This window comes from Tomitella biformata AHU 1821, assembly GCF_000524475.1.
Taxonomy (GTDB): Bacteria; Actinomycetota; Actinomycetes; order Mycobacteriales; family Mycobacteriaceae; genus Tomitella; species Tomitella biformata.
In genome coordinates, this window is the sequence record NZ_BAVQ01000031.1 from 1 (window position 1) to 18,635 (window position 18,635).

18 protein-coding genes and 4 tRNA genes are annotated in these 18,635 nt (G+C 68.0%); 17 read left to right on the forward strand and 5 right to left on the reverse strand.

Going from position 1 to position 18,635, the window contains the following annotated elements; genetic code table 11:
- Positions 1 to 2: 2 nt before the first annotated feature.
- The 3 genes from TBIF_RS11275 to TBIF_RS11285 all read right to left on the reverse strand — a co-directional run bounded on the left by TBIF_RS11275 (position 3) and on the right by TBIF_RS11285 (position 260).
- Positions 3 to 74 (reverse strand) — tRNA-Val (locus tag TBIF_RS11275).
- A gap of 17 nt (positions 75 to 91) precedes the next feature.
- Positions 92 to 162, reverse strand: a tRNA-Cys gene (locus TBIF_RS11280).
- A gap of 25 nt (positions 163 to 187) precedes the next feature.
- Positions 188 to 260: transfer RNA gene (locus tag TBIF_RS11285), tRNA-Gly, on the reverse strand.
- A 322-nt stretch (positions 261 to 582) separates the two neighbouring features.
- Here TBIF_RS11285 and TBIF_RS11290 point away from each other — a divergent pair.
- The 6 genes from TBIF_RS11290 (at position 583) to TBIF_RS11315 (ending at position 6,541) form a co-directional block, all read left to right on the forward strand.
- Positions 583 to 654 (forward strand) — tRNA-Val (locus TBIF_RS11290).
- Positions 655 to 952: 298 nt separating this feature from the next.
- Positions 953 to 2,584, forward strand: a complete 1,632-nt coding sequence (locus tag TBIF_RS11295; RefSeq protein WP_024794906.1) for an ABC transporter substrate-binding protein — start codon at positions 953 to 955, stop codon at positions 2,582 to 2,584.
- Complete coding sequence (locus TBIF_RS11300; protein ID WP_235174675.1) at positions 2,562 to 3,581, forward strand: ABC transporter permease; 1,020 nt, start codon at positions 2,562 to 2,564, stop codon at positions 3,579 to 3,581. Before TBIF_RS11295 ends, TBIF_RS11300 begins: the two co-directional genes overlap by 23 nt.
- Complete coding sequence (locus TBIF_RS11305; RefSeq protein WP_024794908.1) at positions 3,578 to 5,266, forward strand: dipeptide/oligopeptide/nickel ABC transporter permease/ATP-binding protein; 1,689 nt, start codon at positions 3,578 to 3,580, stop codon at positions 5,264 to 5,266. The genes TBIF_RS11300 and TBIF_RS11305 overlap by 4 nt, the downstream gene beginning before the upstream one ends.
- A complete protein-coding gene (locus TBIF_RS11310; protein WP_024794909.1) occupies positions 5,263 to 6,051 on the forward strand; it encodes an ABC transporter ATP-binding protein in 789 nt (262 codons plus the stop codon). Before TBIF_RS11305 ends, TBIF_RS11310 begins: the two co-directional genes overlap by 4 nt.
- Positions 6,035 to 6,541 carry a hypothetical protein gene (locus TBIF_RS11315; RefSeq protein WP_024794910.1) on the forward strand — a complete coding sequence of 169 codons (507 nt, stop codon included), beginning with the start codon at positions 6,035 to 6,037 and terminating at the stop codon, positions 6,539 to 6,541. The genes TBIF_RS11310 and TBIF_RS11315 overlap by 17 nt, the downstream gene beginning before the upstream one ends.
- 73 nt (positions 6,542 to 6,614) lie before the next feature.
- Here the strand turns inward: TBIF_RS11315 and TBIF_RS11320 are convergent, their stop codons facing one another.
- Together TBIF_RS11320 and TBIF_RS11325 are read right to left on the reverse strand one after the other, a co-directional pair.
- On the reverse strand, positions 6,615 to 7,289 hold the full coding sequence (locus TBIF_RS11320) for a hypothetical protein (RefSeq protein ID WP_024794911.1): 675 nt from the start codon (positions 7,287 to 7,289) through the stop codon (positions 6,615 to 6,617).
- Positions 7,286 to 7,849: a hypothetical protein gene (locus TBIF_RS11325; RefSeq protein ID WP_051461489.1), complete on the reverse strand. Its 564-nt coding sequence runs from the start codon at positions 7,847 to 7,849 to the stop codon at positions 7,286 to 7,288. The genes TBIF_RS11320 and TBIF_RS11325 overlap by 4 nt, the downstream gene beginning before the upstream one ends.
- A gap of 235 nt (positions 7,850 to 8,084) precedes the next feature.
- Here TBIF_RS11325 and TBIF_RS11330 point away from each other — a divergent pair, with 235 nt between their 5' ends.
- From TBIF_RS11330 to pdxT, 11 genes are all read left to right on the forward strand, one after another.
- On the forward strand, positions 8,085 to 8,645 hold the full coding sequence (locus TBIF_RS11330) for an ArsR/SmtB family transcription factor (RefSeq protein WP_200182731.1): 561 nt from the start codon (positions 8,085 to 8,087) through the stop codon (positions 8,643 to 8,645).
- On the forward strand, positions 8,642 to 9,484 hold the full coding sequence (locus tag TBIF_RS11335) for a M23 family metallopeptidase (protein WP_024794914.1): 843 nt from the start codon (positions 8,642 to 8,644) through the stop codon (positions 9,482 to 9,484). The genes TBIF_RS11330 and TBIF_RS11335 overlap by 4 nt, the downstream gene beginning before the upstream one ends.
- A gap of 123 nt (positions 9,485 to 9,607) precedes the next feature.
- A complete protein-coding gene (gene thrS, locus TBIF_RS11340) occupies positions 9,608 to 11,692 on the forward strand; it encodes a threonine--tRNA ligase (protein WP_024794915.1) in 2,085 nt (694 codons plus the stop codon).
- Entirely contained in the window at positions 11,689 to 12,252 is a 564-nt protein-coding gene (locus TBIF_RS11345) for an ATP adenylyltransferase (RefSeq protein ID WP_024794916.1), read from the forward strand. The genes thrS and TBIF_RS11345 overlap by 4 nt, the downstream gene beginning before the upstream one ends.
- Entirely contained in the window at positions 12,246 to 12,905 is a 660-nt protein-coding gene (pgsA, locus tag TBIF_RS11350) for a phosphatidylinositol phosphate synthase (protein WP_024794917.1), read from the forward strand. Before TBIF_RS11345 ends, pgsA begins: the two co-directional genes overlap by 7 nt.
- 26 nt (positions 12,906 to 12,931) lie before the next feature.
- Positions 12,932 to 13,852, forward strand: coding sequence for a phosphatidylinositol mannoside acyltransferase (locus TBIF_RS11355; RefSeq protein WP_024794918.1), 921 nt, complete (start codon positions 12,932 to 12,934; stop codon positions 13,850 to 13,852).
- Positions 13,853 to 13,876: 24 nt separating this feature from the next.
- Entirely contained in the window at positions 13,877 to 15,004 is a 1,128-nt protein-coding gene (locus TBIF_RS11360; protein ID WP_024794919.1) for a glycosyltransferase family 4 protein, read from the forward strand.
- On the forward strand, positions 15,001 to 16,047 hold the full coding sequence (locus TBIF_RS11365; RefSeq protein ID WP_024794920.1) for an NUDIX hydrolase: 1,047 nt from the start codon (positions 15,001 to 15,003) through the stop codon (positions 16,045 to 16,047). Before TBIF_RS11360 ends, TBIF_RS11365 begins: the two co-directional genes overlap by 4 nt.
- Before the next feature lie 158 nt (positions 16,048 to 16,205).
- Positions 16,206 to 17,126, forward strand: a complete 921-nt coding sequence (pdxS, locus tag TBIF_RS11370) for a pyridoxal 5'-phosphate synthase lyase subunit PdxS (RefSeq protein ID WP_024794921.1) — start codon at positions 16,206 to 16,208, stop codon at positions 17,124 to 17,126.
- A 1-nt stretch (position 17,127) separates the two neighbouring features.
- Positions 17,128 to 17,967 (forward strand): acyl-CoA thioesterase, encoded by an 840-nt coding sequence (locus tag TBIF_RS11375; RefSeq protein ID WP_024794922.1) that lies wholly within the window; start codon positions 17,128 to 17,130, stop codon positions 17,965 to 17,967.
- Between the two features lie 11 nt (positions 17,968 to 17,978).
- Positions 17,979 to 18,566 carry a pyridoxal 5'-phosphate synthase glutaminase subunit PdxT gene (gene pdxT, locus TBIF_RS11380; RefSeq protein ID WP_024794923.1) on the forward strand — a complete coding sequence of 196 codons (588 nt, stop codon included), beginning with the start codon at positions 17,979 to 17,981 and terminating at the stop codon, positions 18,564 to 18,566.
- Positions 18,567 to 18,635: the final 69 nt, after the last annotated feature.

Genomic DNA, 18,635 nt, shown 5'->3' on the forward strand with positions numbered 1-18,635 from the left:
GGTGCGCGATACTGGGATTGAACCAGTGACCTCTTCCGTGTCAGGGAAGCGCTCTCCCGCTGAGCTAATCGCGCGGGACCTCTCAAAAGAGAGGTGGAGACGGGAATCGAACCCGTGTGCACGGCTTTGCAGGCCGTTGCCTCACCACTCGGCCACTCCACCGCAAGGGCTAAACTACACCCTCTCGAGCGGACGACGGGATTCGAACCCGCGACCCCAACCTTGGCAAGGTTGTGCGCTACCAGCTGCGCCACGTCCGCATGCCCCTTGGAGGTTGTTGCGTTCTCCTCGGTGCAGGACAGAACATTAGCCGACTGACGGCCGGAGATACAAATCGGCAGTTCAGTGAGTGTCGGGGAGCTGCGGCCCTGGTGCGCGGATGGGGAGGTGTGTGCCTGCCGGCCATGGCGTGGGCCGCAGAGTCTGGGGGAGGCCAGGGGAGTGGGGTGGCCGTGGTGTGACGGTCGTTAGTGCCGCTGCGGGGGCCTGCGGACGACGCTCTGACCTGGCGATTTCCTACCGCTCCTTGAGCATGTTAATGTTTCGGCTCGGAACGACCCGCGGTTGTGGGGAGATCCAAATGGTCCCGTGGCTCAGTGGAAGAGCGTCCCGTTCACACCGGGAAGGTCGCTGGTTCGAACCCAGCCGGGACCACCGTAAGAAGACCCCCTCATGCTTGCGCAAGCGGCCTGAGGGGGTCTTTTTATTTTCCGGGCCGATAGGGCCGTCGAGTGGGCGGGTATCTGAAATCCTGCCGATAACTATCAGCCCCGCCTAGCCTGCCCCGGATCGCGGTGCCGCAGGTGAACTTCAGCGCGCTCACGGCCGCGACCCTCATTGGGATGGAGTCTTGTTCCCTGACGCGAAAAGGTATTAAGGTATGGCTTACCTAATGAAGGCAAGCCATGCCTAATGCACTTCGAGAGAATGTGACAATCCGTTGACCTGCAGAATGCGGCGTTCCCAGGCCGTCCCCCTTGTCCTCGCACCCCTGCTGCTCGTGGCGGCGGCGTGCGGATCGGGCGACGCGACAAACACCGCGGACGGTCCGTCGACCGCGCAGTCGCTCACCATCGCGCTGTCTAAGGACAGCGGCCCACTCAACATCTTCGCGGGCCAGTCGGATCAGATGACCGAGTTGGTCTACGACAAGCTGCTCGCGCCGTCGCCCTACGTGGCGGATCCCCAGCCGTGGCTGGCCACCGAGGTCCGGCAGGTCGACGCGACCACCTGGGACGTTGACCTCCGCGACGATGTGACGTGGCACGACGGCGAGGCGTTCACCGCGGACGACGTGGTGTTCAGCTACCACTTCATGCACGCCGCGCCGACTGGTCGGTTCACGCACCACGTCAACGACACCCCGTCGATCTCGACGGTGGAGGCGAGCGGCCCCTACTCCGTCCGCTTCGTCTGCGACTACGCGTGCCCCGAGTTGGGCACCGTCACCCTGGCCGACCTGCCAGTCCTGCCGGAGCATTTCTGGTCGAAGGTCGACCCGGCCAAGGCCAAGGAGGTGACGGATATGCCGATCGGCACCGGCCCCTACCAGCTTGTGGAGTACAGCCCCACCAGCGGCTACCGCTTCGAGGCGAATGCCGACTACTTCGCCGGGGCGCCGACGGTGGATGAGCTGGTCATGCCGGTGATCGCGGACAATTCGGCGGCCTTCACAGCCCTGCGGTCCGGACAGATCGACGCCGCCGACCGTGCGCTTACCCCGGAGCTGGTGGACCAGTTCACGGCCTCGGGGGACCTCGGCGTCATCACCGTCGCGCCGCTGACCTATCCCGAGCTCAAGCTCAATTTCACGCGGGAACCCTTCGCGCAGGCCGACTTCCGGGCGGCTCTGAACCTCGCGGTGGACCGCGAGCAGATCCTCGAGATCGTCGGGCTCGGCCAGGGGCGGCCGGGGACGCAGGGGTACATCCATCCGGACGCGCCGTTCGCCGACCCGGACGCGTCGACGCCGTATGAGCCTGCGCAGGCCGCGGCGTTGCTCGACACCCTCGGTTGGGTCGACGGCGATGGCGACGGCAGGCGCGAGAACCCCGCCGGCGAGGCCGCCACATTCACTTTGATCGTGAACGGCGGCAACGCCCCGCACGTCCGCGCAGCCGAGCTGATCGCCGAGGACTTCGCTGAGGTCGGCATTGATGTCGCGGTCAGCCCCCTCGACGCCGGTTCCGTCTCCGACGCCTCGGCGAAGAAGAACTACGACCTGTACATCGCCACCAACAGCCCGCACGCTGTGGCGGACTCGACGCAGTTCATCATGTCGCACCGCTCCGGCAATCTGTGGAGCCACCCCGACCTCGTCTACCCGGAGTTCGACGCGCTGTACGAGACGTGGAAGGCGACGGAGACCAACGACGAACGCATCGCGGCGATGCAGGACATGCAGAAGCTGTTCAACCGGCAGCCGACCGCCATCGCGCTCTACTACCCGGACGAGCACTGGGCCTACCGGGCAGACACGTTCGGCGGTTGGATCGAGACCCCTGGCTACGGCATCGTGCACAAATGGTCGTTCCTGCCGGCGGATGTCGTCGAGGCGGCCAATGCGGAAGCGCCCCAGGGCTGACATGGCGATTGTGCGGCGAGTGGGGCAATACGCCCTCGTTCTGTGGGCGGCGGTGACACTGAACTTCGCCCTGCCCTACTTGGCGCCCGGCGATCCGGTCACCTACCTCTACGGCGGTGACCAACAGGCGCTGGACCCGAAGTTCATCGCGGACCTGCGCGATAGCTACGGGCTCGACCGGTCGGTCCTTGAGCAGTACTTCTCGTTCTGGTCCGGCTTGCTGCATGGAGATCTCGGGATGTCCGTGCAGCACAACCGACCCGTCCTCGATGTGCTGTGGGAGAAGCTCCCGTGGACGATCGCCCTGGTCGGCATCGGGACGTTGCTCGCGTTCATCATTGGCACCCTGCTCGGGACGTGGGCCGCATGGCGTCGCGGGACCAGCAAGGAAACCGGGTCCCTTCTCGGTGTCCTCACGGTGGACTCGATGCCTGGCTTCTGGATTGGCATGGTCCTCATCGCGGTGTTCTCCGTGAATCTCGGTTGGTTCCCGTCCTATGGCGCGGCCCCGATCACCGCCACCGGCGGAGAGTGGCTGCTCGAGGTCGCATCCCGCATGGTGCTGCCGGTCGCAACCTTGACCTTCGCCGGCATCGGCGGGTTCTTCCTGATGACGCGGGCCTCGATGGTCGGCGTGCTCGACGAGCCGTTCATCCGGCTTGCCCGCGCGAAGGGGCTCAGTGAATACCGGGTGGCTGTCGGGCACGCACTGCGCAACGCGCTGCTGCCCGTCTTCACGACGTTGACCCTGACTATTGGTGTGATGCTGTCCGGCGCCGTCGTCGTCGAGTCGGTGTTCGCGTACCCAGGGCTGGGCAAGCTGACCTTCGACGCGGTCACCGCGCGTGACTACCCGCTGTTGCAGGGCGCGTTCCTGCTGGCAACTGTCGGCATCATTGCGGCGAACCTGCTGGCGGACTTGACCTACCCGCTGCTAGATCCGAGGGTCCGGCGGGACCGGACAGCAACGGCGAGCCGACGGGAGATGGCCGGATGATGGCCGTGGGCACGAAGACGCGGTCCCAGCGGCTCGCGCTGGCCGGCACCGTTGTTCTCAGCGTGATGGCCGTGTGCGCTGTGGCCGCGCCGTGGCTGTCGCCGTATGACCCGGCAGAGCGTGTGACCCGGCCGTTCGCTTCCCCATCGGGACAGCATTGGCTCGGCGCGGATGACGTGGGCCATGACCTGCTGTCCATCCTGATCCACGGCGCCCGCATCTCGCTGTTCGTCGGGGTCGTCGCCGCGATCGTCTCCACCGTTGTGGGCACCCTTGTCGGTGTCGTGGCCGGCTACGCGCGGGGAGCCGTCGACACAGTGCTCATGCGGATCGTCGACGTTGTGCTTTCATTGCCGGTGCTGCCGCTCACCATTGTTATCGGCGTGTTCGCGGGCCCGGGATTGCAGACACAGGTCCTAGTCATCTCTTCGGTGCTGTGGGCCGGTATGGCCCGCGAGCTGCGCGCGCAGGTGCTCACCCTGCGCGAGCGCGACCACATCGAGGCTGAGCGGGCAATGGGCGCCGGGCCGCTGTACGTGCTGCGACGCCACATCGCGCCGGCGGTGGTACCGCTCGTCGTGCCGCAGTTCGTGCTGACCATCAAGACCGCCATTTTGCTCGAGGCCTCACTCGCGTTCCTCGGCCTCGGGGATATCTCGGCGGCGAGCTGGGGCGCGATGCTGTCGATGGCGCACTCGCGCAACGCATTCCTGACCGACGCCTGGTTGTGGTGGGTGCTCCCGCCCGGCATCGCGATCGCCATCACGGTGCTTGCATTCGCGCTGCTCGGCAACGCGATAGAGGAAAAGTCCCGCCCAATGCTGTTGCGGCGCCGAAAGTCTCGACGGCAGGTGCCGCTGGCGACGGCCACAACGGAGGTCGATACCGGTGGTGATCCGTTGGTCCTGGAGGGCCTCACCGTCGTCTACGGCGAGGACGGCCGCGGCACCACCGATGTGTCCCTCACGGTGGCCGCCGGCGAGCTCGTCGGACTGGTCGGGGAATCAGGCAGCGGCAAGTCCACAGTGGCCGCGGCGGTGCTGGGCCTACTGCCCGCGGCGGCGCACATCACCGCTGGCCGCGTCCTGGTCTCCGGCGGCGACGTCGCGAAAATGACACCGGCCGAGCTGCGCGGCATGCGCGGCAACCGCGTCTCGCTCATCCCGCAGGAGGCGCTCAGCGCGCTCAATCCGGTGCGCAGCATTGGCTCCCAGCTCGACGAGGCTGTCCTGGCACACCGCGCGCTGGGCCGGGCGGAGGCGCGGGCCCGAACCCTCGAGCTGCTCGGTCAGGTGGGTCTGGGCGCGGATCGGGTTGCCGCGTATCCGCACCAGCTCTCGGGCGGGATGCGCCAGCGGGTCGTCATCGCGATGGCCCTGGCCAACGATCCGGATGTGCTCATCGCCGACGAGCCGACCAGCGGCCTCGACGTGCTGCGGGAGGTTGAGGTCCTCGCACTCCTCGACGAGCTGCGCGTCCGGCATTCATTGGCCCTGCTAGTGGTCACGCACAACCTCCCGGTGATCGAGCGGATCGCCGATCGGATCGCGGTGATGAAGGACGGGGAGCTGGTCGAGGTCGGCACGGTCGCGCAGATCACGGATGCGCCGCTGCACCCCTACACCCGTCATCTCGTGGAGTCCGCGCCGCGGCTCCGCCCCGCCCCGCAGGAGGCCAGGCTATGAGTGTGCTGCTCGAGATCGACTCGTTGTCCGTCGGATTCGATGGGGTGCCGGCCGTGACCGACGTGTCGCTGACTGTCGCCGCGGGGGAGTCGGTCGCGCTCGTCGGCGGCTCCGGCGCCGGCAAGTCCACGGTCGCGCGCGCCATCGCCGGGCTAGTCGAGCCGACCACCGGCACCATCCGGTTCGACGGCGTCGATCTGGTCGCCGCGAGCAGGAGGCATCGGCGGGAACTGCGACGCGACATGCACCTGGTCTTCCAAGATCCCTACGCGTCGCTGCCGCCCAGCATGCGGGTCCGTGAGATCGTCGCCGAGCCGATGGCGATCCACCGGCTCGGCGACCGCACCCAACGCCGGGATGCGGCGATGGCGGCGCTCGAGGCGGTGCACCTGACGCCGACGGCGGACTATCTGGACCGCTTCCCGCATGAGCTGTCGGGCGGCCAGCGTCAGCGGGTGGCTTTCGCGCGGGCACTGGTGACCCGCCCGCGGCTGCTGCTCGCCGACGAGCCGACCAGCGGCCTGGACGCCTCGCTGCGGATTGAGATCGTCGACCTAATGGCGGAGCTCGCTGTCACCCAAAATCTCGCGGTGGTGCACATCACGCACGACCTGGCGCTGGCGGGCCACAGCTGCGAGAACATCGCCGTCATGCGGGACGGCCGGGTCGTCGAATCAGGCTGTGCCGATGACGTTCTCAAGAATCCCATCCATGACTACACTGCCGCGCTCGTCGCGGCGGCATCCGGCACAACACAGGAGGATTTGCATGTCCGCAGCACTTGAGGTGGTCGACAACGGGACCGTCATCGGTCTCACCCTCGACGACATCATGAAGTACCACGGCCCGGGGTTCCCCGGGGGCGTGGCCCATGCCGTGAAGGTGCTCGAGCGCGCACTGCCGGTGCTGAGCCCCGGCGGCCCCGCCGAGCGCCGAGAGATCACCGTCGTCACCGCGCACCGCGGGCCGGGAGTGCGCGACACGTTCGAGGCTGTCACCCGCGGCGTCACCGAGGGCCGGTTCACCGTGGACTCGGACCTCGAGCGCACGGACCGGGGGGCCACCCTGGAGCGCTACGTGTTCGAGCTGGCCTACCGGGGCGTCGCCGTGCGCCTCGAGATCCGGGACGGATTCGTCACCGATGAGTTCATCAACCTGGGCCGCAAGACCGATCGCACTGCGGCAGATGGGGATCGTCTAACCGTCCTCAAGCAGGAGATGGCTGATCGCCTGCTGGCGGCTCCTGCGGACGAGGTCTACGACATTGTCCGGTAGCCGCGCGTGGGACGGAAAACGCGTCGGGCCCGCCACCGGAATCGGTGGCGGGCCCGACGCGTTGTGGACGCTCTCAGGTGTTGTCGACCCAGCGCAGCAGCGCGTACAGGAACTTGGTGGCGCCCGGCATGAAGTTGCTGCCGTGGTGGTACATCGGATCGAGAGTGGTGGCGATGATGCGGCCGGGGGTGGTGACCGTGTCCTCGTACAGCATCATCCCCGCGTCGTGTGGGACGCCGTCGGAGCCGGGCTCCTCGGACACGAGCAGCGGGACGACGTCGGCCTCGGTGTTGAAGATGCCGTGGTGGTGCCAGATGACGGACTTCGTGGTGAGGTACTGCCAGGACTCGTGGTCTTGGCTGCGCGTGCGGATCAGCGGGTCCTCATTGCTGAGCCACCACCAGAAGTTCGTGGGCCGAGGCTCCCACGCCACCCCCGGGAGCCAGGTGTGGGCACCGCTCTCGCCGAGTGCGACGAGCGTCGCGCCCCGCTCGGCCACGGAACGGAACTGGGCCGCGTTCCTCGCGACGAGCTCCGAATGCAGACGATCCCCGACGATCACGGTGTCGTAGCTGTCCAAGTCGCCGGGCGCTAGATCAGGGAGGTAGAGGAAGTCCGGCTGGTGCGCGAGCACTGCGGGGTCCTTCATCGTCTGGAGGTGGAAATAGGAGCCGCCGTGGACGATGGCCAGGCGACGGCCGCGCTTCGGGGCGACGTCGGTGCGGGTGAAGGGCTCGATAGTCGTCATCGCTGTACCAGCCAATCAATCAGTTGCACGGTGAGCTGAGCGGAGCTGTTCGGATCGTTCTTCCAGCCGGTGAGGTCGTTGCCGCCATGTGCAAGCACCTGGCCCTCGCCGAGGGGGTAGACGTAGTCGAGGGGGAGCAGGTGTCGCCCGATCCGGGTGGTGATGATCGCGTCCTCTGGGATCTTGTCGACATAGCCGCGGGCGTAGAACCCCGTGACGCCCTTGCGGGTGCTCAGATCGACCGGATTCACGCCCTCCCACACCGGGTGCGGATCGCCGAGTGTGATGGCCAGGTCCTTCGGTCCCGTGTACGCGAGCTTGCGCCAGACGCCGAGGCCCGGCAGGAAGTCGGTGAGGGCATGGCCCATCACCGCGATGCGGCCGCCCGCGGTGGCGAACGCGGCGAGCAGGTCCTTGTGGCGCTCGAGGAAGATCTGGTCCGCGCCGCCGCTGATGATCAGTCCACGAACCTCGGATAGGTCTGTGGCGGGTAGCCGGTAAAGGTCCACCTGGGCTAAACGGGGATCGGTGCCGGGGCCGGCGAGCGTGTCGGCGCCCATTGTGACGTGCAGGGCTGGTGCCGGACTGAGGGGGCGTTCTGGTGCTGGCAAGGGACTCTTCCAGGTTGGGGAGTGGGATGCTCTAAGCGAGCGGGAATGTCACTAAGGTTAGCCTGCCTTAACCAGATTCTAAAGTGGGGTTGCCACTCGACGGGACGGAACATCCGATTGGGGTAGCTGGAAGATGCCGTGGGGAATGTAGGTTGCAAGTACGATCTAACGTACTATCGTGCCCATGGAAGCACGGAATTCTGAGATGGAGATGCTGCGCCGAGATCTACAAGCGCTCACGGAGCGAGTCGATGCGCTGGGCGTGGCGGACCGCGGCGGTATGGACGGGGGCAGTGCAGGCGGCGAGACGGCAGCGCTGGCCGCGGGCGACGAGTTCTGGGCGTTGACGCAGCTCCAGTCCCGGTTGGCCGACCATCCGGCGACGGCCACGGGGGCGGTGCTGCTGGTCGGCTCGGCCACCCTGCCCACCGGCGAGGCCGTCGCCTGGCAGCAGAGCACCGGCACGGAGGGCCTCTGCGAGGTGTCGTGGGAGGACCGGGCGACTGTGCTCGCCGCGCTGGCCCATCCAGTCCGCGTCGAGCTGCTGCGCCATGTCCTGGGCGGCATCCGCGCCACGGCCGAGCTCGCCGCCATCGAGTCCCTCGGCACCACCGGCCAGTTGCACCACCACCTGCGGCAACTGTTGGCGGCGGGCTGGCTGCGGCGGCAGGGCCGCGGCAGCTATGAGGTGCCAGCGGCGCGGATCGTGCCGCTGCTCGCGTGCATGGTGGCGGTGGAGCGATGATCGGGATGCGGGCCCTCTACCGACACCGGATGGCGGTCTATGTCGGCGCGTTTTTCGCCCTTGTGCTCGGCATCGTGCTTCAGCGGGTGGACGATGGTCTGCGGACTGTGGCGCTCACGCTGAACTTCTCTGGGCTGCTCACATTGTTCGGCTGCCTGCTTGTGGCCGTGCCGATGGCCAAGCGGATCCCGGCGCGCGAGCCGATCCTCGTCACCTCGCCCGTGACTGGACGCTGGCTGGCGCTGAACAGCCCCGCCACCAAGGTGCCCAGCCACGGTATTCGCCTCTATGGCCAGGCTCATGCGATCGACCTGGCGTATGAGCCGGAGGGTGCGGCCCGCCCTCAGTTTGGGGACGGTCCGGCGATGCGCCCGGCTGCGGACTATCCGGCGTTCGGCCAGCCGGTGCGGGCGATGGTGGCGGGCACGGTGGTGCGGGTCGATGACCGCCAGCGGGACCATCGCGCGCGGTCCTCGCTGGCCGCGGTGCTCTATATGTACGCGGAGGGGGCCATCAAGGAGTTTGGTGGGCCGCGTCGCGTCGTCGGGAACCACATCGTGATCGACGCCGGGGCCGGAGTGTTCGCGCTGGTGGCCCACCTGCAGCAGGGTTCCGCTGTTGTAGAGGTGGGGGACACGGTGGCGGCCGGCCAGATCATCGGGCACTGCGGCAACTCCGGGAACAGCAGCGAGCCCCATGTGCATGCCCAGCTGATGGACCGAGCCTCCACCTGGACTGGGCAAGGCTTGCCGCTGGTGTTCGCGGACGTCCAGATTGGGGAGGGCCCGGAATTCAGCCACGGAGTCCCCGAGAATGGGGAGCACATGAGCTCGGTCTGACGGGCTTGGCTCGGACTGCGGCGGTGCGGACCCGCTGATCGCCAGCGGCTACCGATACGATCGTCTCGATTGGTCGCTGCCAGGTATGCAGCCACCTCCGACCTCTAGAAGGAGACCACCGAAGTGTCATCCGGATCTGCCCTGACCACCGCTGCTCGCGTCACTGTTCCCGCCGGCACCCCCGTGGGCCGCGCCTTCCACGACGCGGACCTGCCGGGCAAGGGGCCCGACGCGATCGTGGTGGCCCGCGACGCAAATGGCGACCTGCGGGATCTGGCCTGGGTGCCGGACACCGACGTGGAACTCGAGGCGGTGGCGGCGAACACGCCGGACGGTCGCTCCGTCATCCGCCACTCCTGCGCCCATGTGCTCGCGCAGGCCGTGCAGGCGGAGTTCCCGAACGCGAAGCTGGGCATCGGCCCGCCCATCGAGAACGGCTTCTACTACGACTTCCAGGTCGACGAGCCCTTCACCCCGGAGGACCTCGCCCGCCTCGAGAAGCGGATGAAGAAGATCATCAAGGGCTCGCAGCGCTTCTCTCGTCGCGTGGTGGAGCTTGCGAACGCGCAGGTCGAGCTGGCCAACGAGCCATTCAAGCTGGAGCTGATCACCGACAAGTCGGGCATCGACGACCCGGAGGTCATGGAGGTCGGCGGCGCCGAGCTGACGATCTACGACAACCTCGACCCGCGCTCGGGCGATGTCATCTGGTCGGACCTGTGCCGCGGCCCGCACATCCCCACCACCAAGCACATCCCCGCGTTCAAGCTCACGCGCAGCTCCGCCGCCTACTGGCGCGGCAACCAGGACAACGCGGACCTGCAGCGCGTGTACGGCACCGCGTGGGAGTCGACGGAGGCGCAGGACGAGTACCTGCACCTGCTGGCCGAGGCCGAGAAGCGCGACCACCGCCGCTTGGGCTCCGAGCTAGACCTGTTCAGCTTCCCGGACGAGCTGGGCTCCGGGCTGCCGGTCTTCCACCCCAAGGGCGCGATCATCCGCCAGGAGATGGAGGAGTACTCCCGGCAGCGGCATATCAAGGAGGGCTACGACTTCGTCTATACCCCGCACATCACGAAGTCGAACCTGTACGAGGTCTCCGGCCACCTGGACTGGTACCGCGACGGCATGTTCCCGGCGATGCACGTCGACGAGGAGCTGAATGAGGACGGCACCGTGCGCAAGCCGGGCCAGGACTACTACCTCAAGCCGATGAACTGCCCGATGCACAACCTGATCTTCCGCTCCCGCGGACGCTCCTACCGCGAGCTGCCGCTGCGGCTGTTCGAGTTCGGCTCCGTCTACCGCTACGAGAAGTCCGGCGTCATCCACGGCCTGACCCGCGTGCGCGGCATGACCCAGGACGACGCGCACATCTACTGCACCCGCGAGCAGATGCACGACGAGCTCGCCACCACCTTGAACTTCGTCCTCGACCTCCTGCGCGATTATGGCCTGGACGACTTCTACCTAGAGCTTTCCACCAAGAACCCGGAGAAGTTCGTCGGCGACGACGACGTGTGGGATGAGGCGACGAACACCCTCGCGGAGGTCGCCGCGGCGTCCGGCCTGAACCTCGTCCCGGATCCGGGTGGCGCCGCCTTCTACGGCCCCAAGATCTCGGTGCAGGTCAAGGACGCGCTCGGCCGCACCTGGCAGATGTCGACGATCCAGCTGGACTTCAACCTGCCGGAGCGCTTCGAGCTGGAGTACACCGGCGGCGACGGCGCCCGGCACCGCCCCGTGATGATCCACCGTGCGCTGTTCGGCTCCATCGAGCGGTTCTTCGGCGTGCTCACCGAGCACTACGCCGGCGCCTTCCCGGCCTGGCTCGCGCCGGTGCAGGTCGTTGGCATCCCGGTCGCGGAGGCCTTCGAGGAGCACCTCTTCGCGGTCACGGCCAAACTCAAGGCCGCGGGCATCCGCGCCGAGGTCGACGCGAGCGATGACCGGATGCAGAAGAAGATTCGCACCCACACCACCCAGAAGGTCCCGTTCATGCTCCTCGCGGGCGAGCGGGACGTCGAGGCCGGCGCGGTGAGCTTCCGCTTCCGCGACGGCACCCAGGTCAACGGTGTGCAGGTCGAGGACGCAGTGCAGCTGATCTCGGAGTGGGTCGCGCGCCGCGAGAACGCGTCGCCCACCGCCGCGCTGTTGCAGGCAGGGTCCCCCCAGGTTGAGTCCCTGCAGGACGGAGTCACCGGGTGAGCGCCGACGGCCTAGACCCGAGTGCGCAGGCCCCGGGTATCACCGACACAGGGGTGGGCGATCCCGACCATCTCGAGCGGATCTGGACCCCGCACCGGCTGTCCTATGTGGCGGCGGTCGCGCCGGGCGGGGCCAGCGGCTGCCCGCTGTGCGACATCCCGAAGATGAGCGACGAGGACGGGCTGATCATCGCCCGCGGTGAGACCGTGTTCGCGGTGCTCAACCTCTACCCGTACAATCCGGGCCACCTGATGGTGGTGCCATATCGGCATGTCGCGGGCCTCGAGGACCTCGACGAGCGCGAGAGCGCCGAGGTCATGGCGTTCACCCAGCAGGCGCTGCGTGCGATCCGCAAGGTCGCGAACCCGCACGCGTTCAACGTGGGGCTGAACCTCGGCGCCGCTGCCGGCGGCTCGCTCGCCGCGCACTTGCACCAGCATGTCGTCCCACGCTGGGGCGGCGACGCGAACTACATCACCGTCGTCGGCGGCACCAAGGTGCTGCCCCAACTGCTCGGGGAGACCCGGGCCCTGCTCGCGGAGGCCTGGTCGGTGTGCTGAGTGTCTTCGCGCGCGAGTCCGTCTCGAAGGTGACGCTGCCCATGGGCCGCGCACTGGTGAAGGTCGGCGTCACGCCCGACGCGATCACGATCTTCGGGACCGTCGCCACCATCGCGGCGGCACTGACCCTGTTCCCCATGGGCTATCTGTTCCCCGCGGCCCTGGTGATCTGGTTCTTCGTCATGTTCGACATGCTCGACGGCGCCACTGCCCGGGCGCGCGGCGGCGGCACGAGATACGGGGCGGTGCTCGACGCGACCTGTGACCGCGTCGCGGACGGCGCGATCTTCGTGGGCATCGCCTGGTGGATTCTCTTCACCTCCGAGAGCCAGAGCAAGTCGCTGCTGATCGCCACCTTGATCTGCCTGGTCACCTCGCAGGTGATCTCGTATGCCAAGGCGCGGGCAGAGGCGAGCGGGCTCAATGGCGACGGCGGCTGGATCGAGCGTCCCGACCGGCTCATCATCGTGCTCAGCGCGATGGGCCTGTCCGAGCTGTTCAACATCCCGTGGCTGATGCACGTGGGCATGTGGGCCCTCGCTGTGGGCAGTGTGATCACGGTGCTGCAGCGGATGTGGTCGGTGCGGACCTCGCCCGGCGCCCGGGACCTGCTGCCCATGGATAGCGCTCCGCCCGAGGCGGCCGACGAGTGAGCGCTAGGGGATTGAGTGCCGGGGGATTGAGCGCCTCCGAGCGGCTGGCCGACTTCGGGTACGGCGCGGGTTGGAAGCTGGTCAAGCTGCTGCCGGAGTCCGTGGCGCGCAAGTGCTTCGAAGTGGGCGCGGACATCGCTGCCCGTCGTGGCGCAGGACAGGGGCAGTTGCGCTCAAACCTGGCGCGCGTCCTGGGCGTTTCGCGCGCTGAGGTGCCCGACGAGTTGATCCGGCAGTCGATCCGCTCCTACGCCCGCTACTGGCGGGAGGCGTTCCGGCTGCCGTCGATGGATCTGGCAGCCACCGGGGAGCAGATCGGCCGCAAGATTGAGGGCCGCGAGCAGATCCTGGCCGCCGTCGAGTCCGGCCGCGGCGCCGTCCTGGCGCTGCCACACAGTGGGAACTGGGACATGGCCGGCGTCTGGCTGGTGGGGGCGGTGGGCGAGTTCTCCACCGTGGCGGAACGGCTCAAGCCAGAATCGCTGTTCCTGCGGTTTGTCGAGTATCGGGAGAGCCTGGGCTTCGAGGTCTTCCCACTCAGCGGCGGCGAGGAGCCGCCATTTGCGGCGCTGCGCAAGCGCCTCGACTCCGGCGGCGTCGTCTGCCTGCTGGGCGAGCGGGACCTGACAGGCAAGGGCGTGCCGGTGGAGTTCTTCGGCGAGCGCACCAGCATGCCGGCCGGGCCGGCCAAGCTGGCGATCGAGACCGGCGCGGCGCTGCTCCCGGTGTGCTGCTGGTTCACCCAGGACGAGCAGGGGCGGGACGGCTGGGCGTTCTCCGTCAGCGAGGAGATAGACACCAGCGGGGGCGTCGCCGCGGCGACGCAGCTGTTGGCCAACAGGTTCGCGGAGAATATCGCCGCCCACCCCGCGGATTGGCACATGCTCTCACCACTGTGGTGGTCGGACCTCTCGGCTGCGCGGCGCTCGCGGCTCGAGCAGGAGTAACCGGGGATGACCGAGACAGCCAAGATGCGGATCGGAATGATCTGCCCGTACTCGTTCGACGTGCCGGGCGGGGTCCAGGCCCACGTGCTGGAGCTGGCCAAGGTGTTCATCGAGCGCGGGCATGAGGTCAGCGTCCTCGCGCCCGCGTCGCCGGACGCCGAGCTGCCGGAGTTCGTGGTGTCCGCGGGCCGGGCCATCGCGATCCCCTACAACGGCTCGGTGGCCAGGCTCCGGTTCGGCCCTGTCACCTATGCCCGGATCCGGCGGTGGATCCAGGCACACGAGTTCGACGTGCTGCACGTGCACGAGCCGAATGCGCCGAGCCTGTCGATGCTCGCGCTGCGGGTGGCGGAGGGGCCCATCGTGGCGACCTTCCACACCTCCACCACAAAATCACTGATGCTCAGCACCTTCCGGGGTGTGTTGCGGCCCTATCACGAGAAGATCTCGGGCCGCATCGCCGTTTCAGAGCTTGCGCGGCGCTGGCAGATGCAGGCGCTAGGCGCCGACGCGGTGGAGATCCCCAACGGCGTCAACGTGCCGGCATTCGCGAACGCGCCATTGCTCGACGGCTATCCGCGAGCTGGCGGCACCGTGCTATTTCTCGGCCGGTTCGACGAGCCGCGCAAGGGGATGGACGTGCTGTTGGCGGCGTTGCCGACGCTGGTGGAGAGGCATCCGGACCTCGAGGTCTTGGTGGTGGGGCGCGGCGAGGAGGACGAGTTGCGCACGCGCGCCGGCGATCTCGCACGCCACTTCCGTTTTCTGGGCCTCGTCAGCGACGCCGAGAAGGCCTCGGCGATGCGCAGCGCGGACGTGTACTGCGCGCCCAACCTGGGCGGTGAGAGCTTCGGGATTGTGCTGGTGGAGGCGCTTTCGGCAGGCACTCCGGTGGTTGCCAGCGAGCTTGACGCATTCCGCCGGGTCCTCCGTGACGGCGCCGCCGGGATACTGACCCACACGGGCGATGCCGCGGCGCTGGCCGCGGGGATCGACAAGGTGCTCACCGACGCCGATGTGCGCGGGCAGCTCATCGCGCACGGCCGCGAGGCGGTCAAGGACTATGACTGGCCCGTGGTCGCGGACCAGATCTTGCGGGTATACGAGACCGTGATGGTCGGAGCCGGAAAGGTGACGGTGTCGCGGGCATGACCTTCTCGGCGTTGACGATCACGAATGTCGGCCTGGTGCTGCTGGTGCTGCTGCTCATCGGCGTATGGGCCTATGGCACCGCCAACCGACTGGACCGGTTGCACGTGCGGACTGACCTGGCCTGGCAGGCGCTCGACGCGGCGCTGTCGCGGCGGGCCGTGGTGGTGCGCTCCCTGGGCGTCGACCTGCCCGCGGCGGAAGCCGACCGGCTCACTGCGCTGACGCTGCGTGCCGAGCGGGTGGACCGGGACCAGAGGGAGGGCGCGGAGAACGATCTCGCTCGCGCGCTGGCCCGGATCGACGCCGTCGCCGTGCGCCCAGCACAGCAGGCGGAGATGGCGGACGCGGACGCGCGGGTGCTGATCGCGCGACGCTTCCACAACGATGCTGTCCGCAACACCCGGGCCTTGCAGGGACGCCGGCTGGTGCGCTGGCTGCGCCTCGGCGGCACGGCCGACATGCCCGAGTACTTCGACATCTCCGAGCACACCCTGCGCACCGGCGCCCCCAGCGAGCTGCCGCGCGAGTACGAGCCGGGGAGTACCCGCGTCTCGGCCCGCGTCGTCCTGCTGGACGGGCAGTCTCGGACCCTGCTGCTGCGCGGACGGGACCCCCAGGGCGTGGGCGAGCCGTTCTGGTTCACCTTCGGCGGCGGCGTCGAGGCTGGGGAGAGCCTGCGCGAGGCTGCGGTCCGCGAGCTCTACGAGGAGACCGGGCTGCAGGTGGCGCCAGACTTGTTGGGCGGACCCATCTGGCGGCGGATGTCGCTGTTCCCGTTCAACGGGGACATGATGCACTCGGAGGAGCACTTCTTCGCGTTGCGCGTCGAGCATTTCGAGCCCGTCCCCGCCGGCCTCACCGAGCTGGAGCAGGTGGCGCTGCTAGAGCATCGGTGGTGCTCGGCTGAGGAGGTCACCGCGTTGGGGGAGTCCGGGGAGATGGTCTACCCCCAGGATTTGGCCCGCCTGCTGCCCGACGCGGAGCGTTTCGCCGACGGCCTCGCCGAGGGGCAGGGGCCGGTGGAGGAGCGCACGATCCGTTGATCGGTGTACCTGCGGTCATTCGATGCGCGGTCGCGGCATAGTATGTCGGTCGGCCTAGAATTGGTTGCCGAGGCCGGGCATCCCCTGCGTCACGCGGCCAATCCACTGCTGTAGCTGCTTAACAAACTGAAGTCACTCAACAACATCAGGAGCATTTCGTGAGCACCGTCGAGGACAAGTCGACCACCGGTTCCGAATCCACCGTTGGAACCGCGCGCGTGAAGCGCGGCATGGCCGAGATGCTCAAGGGTGGTGTGATCATGGACGTGGTCACCCCTGAGCAGGCCAAGATCGCCGAGGACGCTGGCGCCGTGGCCGTGATGGCGCTCGAGCGCGTGCCCGCGGACATCCGCGCGCAGGGCGGCGTCTCCCGCATGAGCGACCCGGACATGATCGACGGCATCATCGCGCAGGTCTCCATCCCCGTCATGGCGAAGGCCCGCATCGGCCACTTCGTCGAGGCGCAGATTCTGCAGGCGCTCGGCGTCGACTACATCGATGAGTCCGAGGTCCTGAGCCCGGCTGACTACACGAACCACATTGACAAGTGGGCGCTCACCACGCCGTTCGTCTGTGGCGCGACCAACCTGGGCGAGGCCCTGCGTCGCATCACCGAGGGCGCGGCCATGATCCGCTCCAAGGGCGAGGCCGGCACGGGCGATGTCTCCAACGCCACGGGCCACATCCGCACCATCTCCGGCGAGATCCGCCGCCTGGCCTCGATGAGCGAGGACGAGCTGTACGTCGCAGCCAAGGAGCTGCAGGCGCCGTACGACCTCGTCGTCGAGGTCGCCAAGGCCGGCCGGCTACCCGTCACGATGTTCGTCGCGGGCGGCATCGCCACCCCGGCCGACGCCGCGATGATGATGCAGCTGGGCGCCGAGGGCGTATTCGTCGGCTCCGGAATCTTCAAGTCCGGCAACCCGGTTCAGCGCGCGGAGGCCATCGTCAAGGCGACCGCCGCATACAACGATCCGGACGAGCTGGCCAAGATCTCGCGTGGCCTGGGCGAGGCCATGGTCGGCCTGAACGTCGACGAGATCCCCGTCGGGCACAAGCTGTCTGAGCGCGGCTGGTGATATGACGGATATCCGGGAGATCCTCACACTCGAGCGCCTCGAACGGGACATCTACCGCGGCGCGGTGGTCGACACCGTACTGACCCGCACCTTCGGGGGGCAGGTGGCCGGCCAGGCGCTCGTGTCGGCGCAGCGCACGGTGGACGAGCAGTTCCACGTGCACTCGCTGCATGGGTACTTCTTGCGCCCGGGCAACACCACCGTCCCGACGGTGTACCTGGTTGACCGCATCAAGGATGGCCGCTCGTTCTGCACACGCCGCGTCAACGGCGTGCAGAACGGCGAGACCATCTTCAGCATGTCGGTCTCGTTCCAGACTCTCGACGAGGGCGTGGAGCACCAGGATAAGATGCCCGAGGTGCCCAACCCTGAGGATCTCCCGGATCCGCGGCAGGACACCGGGCGGGAGTCCATGTGGTTCGACGGCGAATGGGCCGATTGGGACTTCCGGATCATCCCGGCCGAGCAGACCACGAAGACCACGGGCGTCGCGGCGCAGCAGCGGGTGTGGTTGCGGCACAACAAGCCGCTGCCGGACGACCCCGTCTTCCACATCTGCACGCTGGCCTATATGTCCGACATGACGCTGCTGGGCGTGGCGAAGGTCCCGCACCAGGAGGAGCCCACGCAGAACGCGTCGCTGGATCACGCGATGTGGTTCCTCCGGCCCTTCCGCGCGGACGAGTGGCTGCTCTACGACCAGACCTCGCCGTCCGCGGGATTCGGTCGGGCCCTCACGCAGGGCCGTATCTTCAGTCGCGACGGCGCCATGGTGGCGGCGGTGGTTCAGGAGGGGTTGATGCGCACTGTGTCCAGCCCTGACGCCGCGAACCCCGTGTGAGCGGGCCGCTGATCGGCATCCTCGCGTTGCAGGGTGCTGTACGCGAGCATGCCCTAGCGCTGGCGGACCTCGGCGTGGAGACACTCGAGGTCCGCACCCCCGCCCAACTAGACCGCGTCGATGGACTGGTGTTGCCGGGCGGCGAGTCCACCGCGATGAGCCGGCTGCTGAAGATCTTCGCGATGGTGGAGCCGCTCCGCGAGGCGGTCGCCGCAGGGCTGCCGATGTACGGCTCCTGCGCCGGGATGATCCTGCTCGCCAGTGAGGTTCTCGACACCCGGGCCGACGCCGTCAACTTCGGCGCCATTGATATCACGGTGCGGCGCAACGCCTTCGGTCGGCAGATCGACTCCTTTGAGACGGCCTTGCCCTGTGTCGGCATGCCCGACGGGCCGTTTCCCGCGGTGTTCATCCGAGCCCCGTGGGTGGAGCGTTGCGGCCCGGACGTGGAAGTGTTGGCGGCGGTGGAGATCGAGGGCGTGTTGCGGCCCGTCGCCGTGCGCCAGGGGACGGCTGTGGCCACCTCGTTCCACCCCGAGATGGGCCACGACCGCCGCTTCCATCAGCTGTTCCTGGAGATCGTCGGGGCAGCCCGCTAGCTGGCTATAGGTCTTGTCAAGTGCGGGCTGGCCCAGGTGGCATCGCCGTCGCGAGTGGCGGCGGTGCCA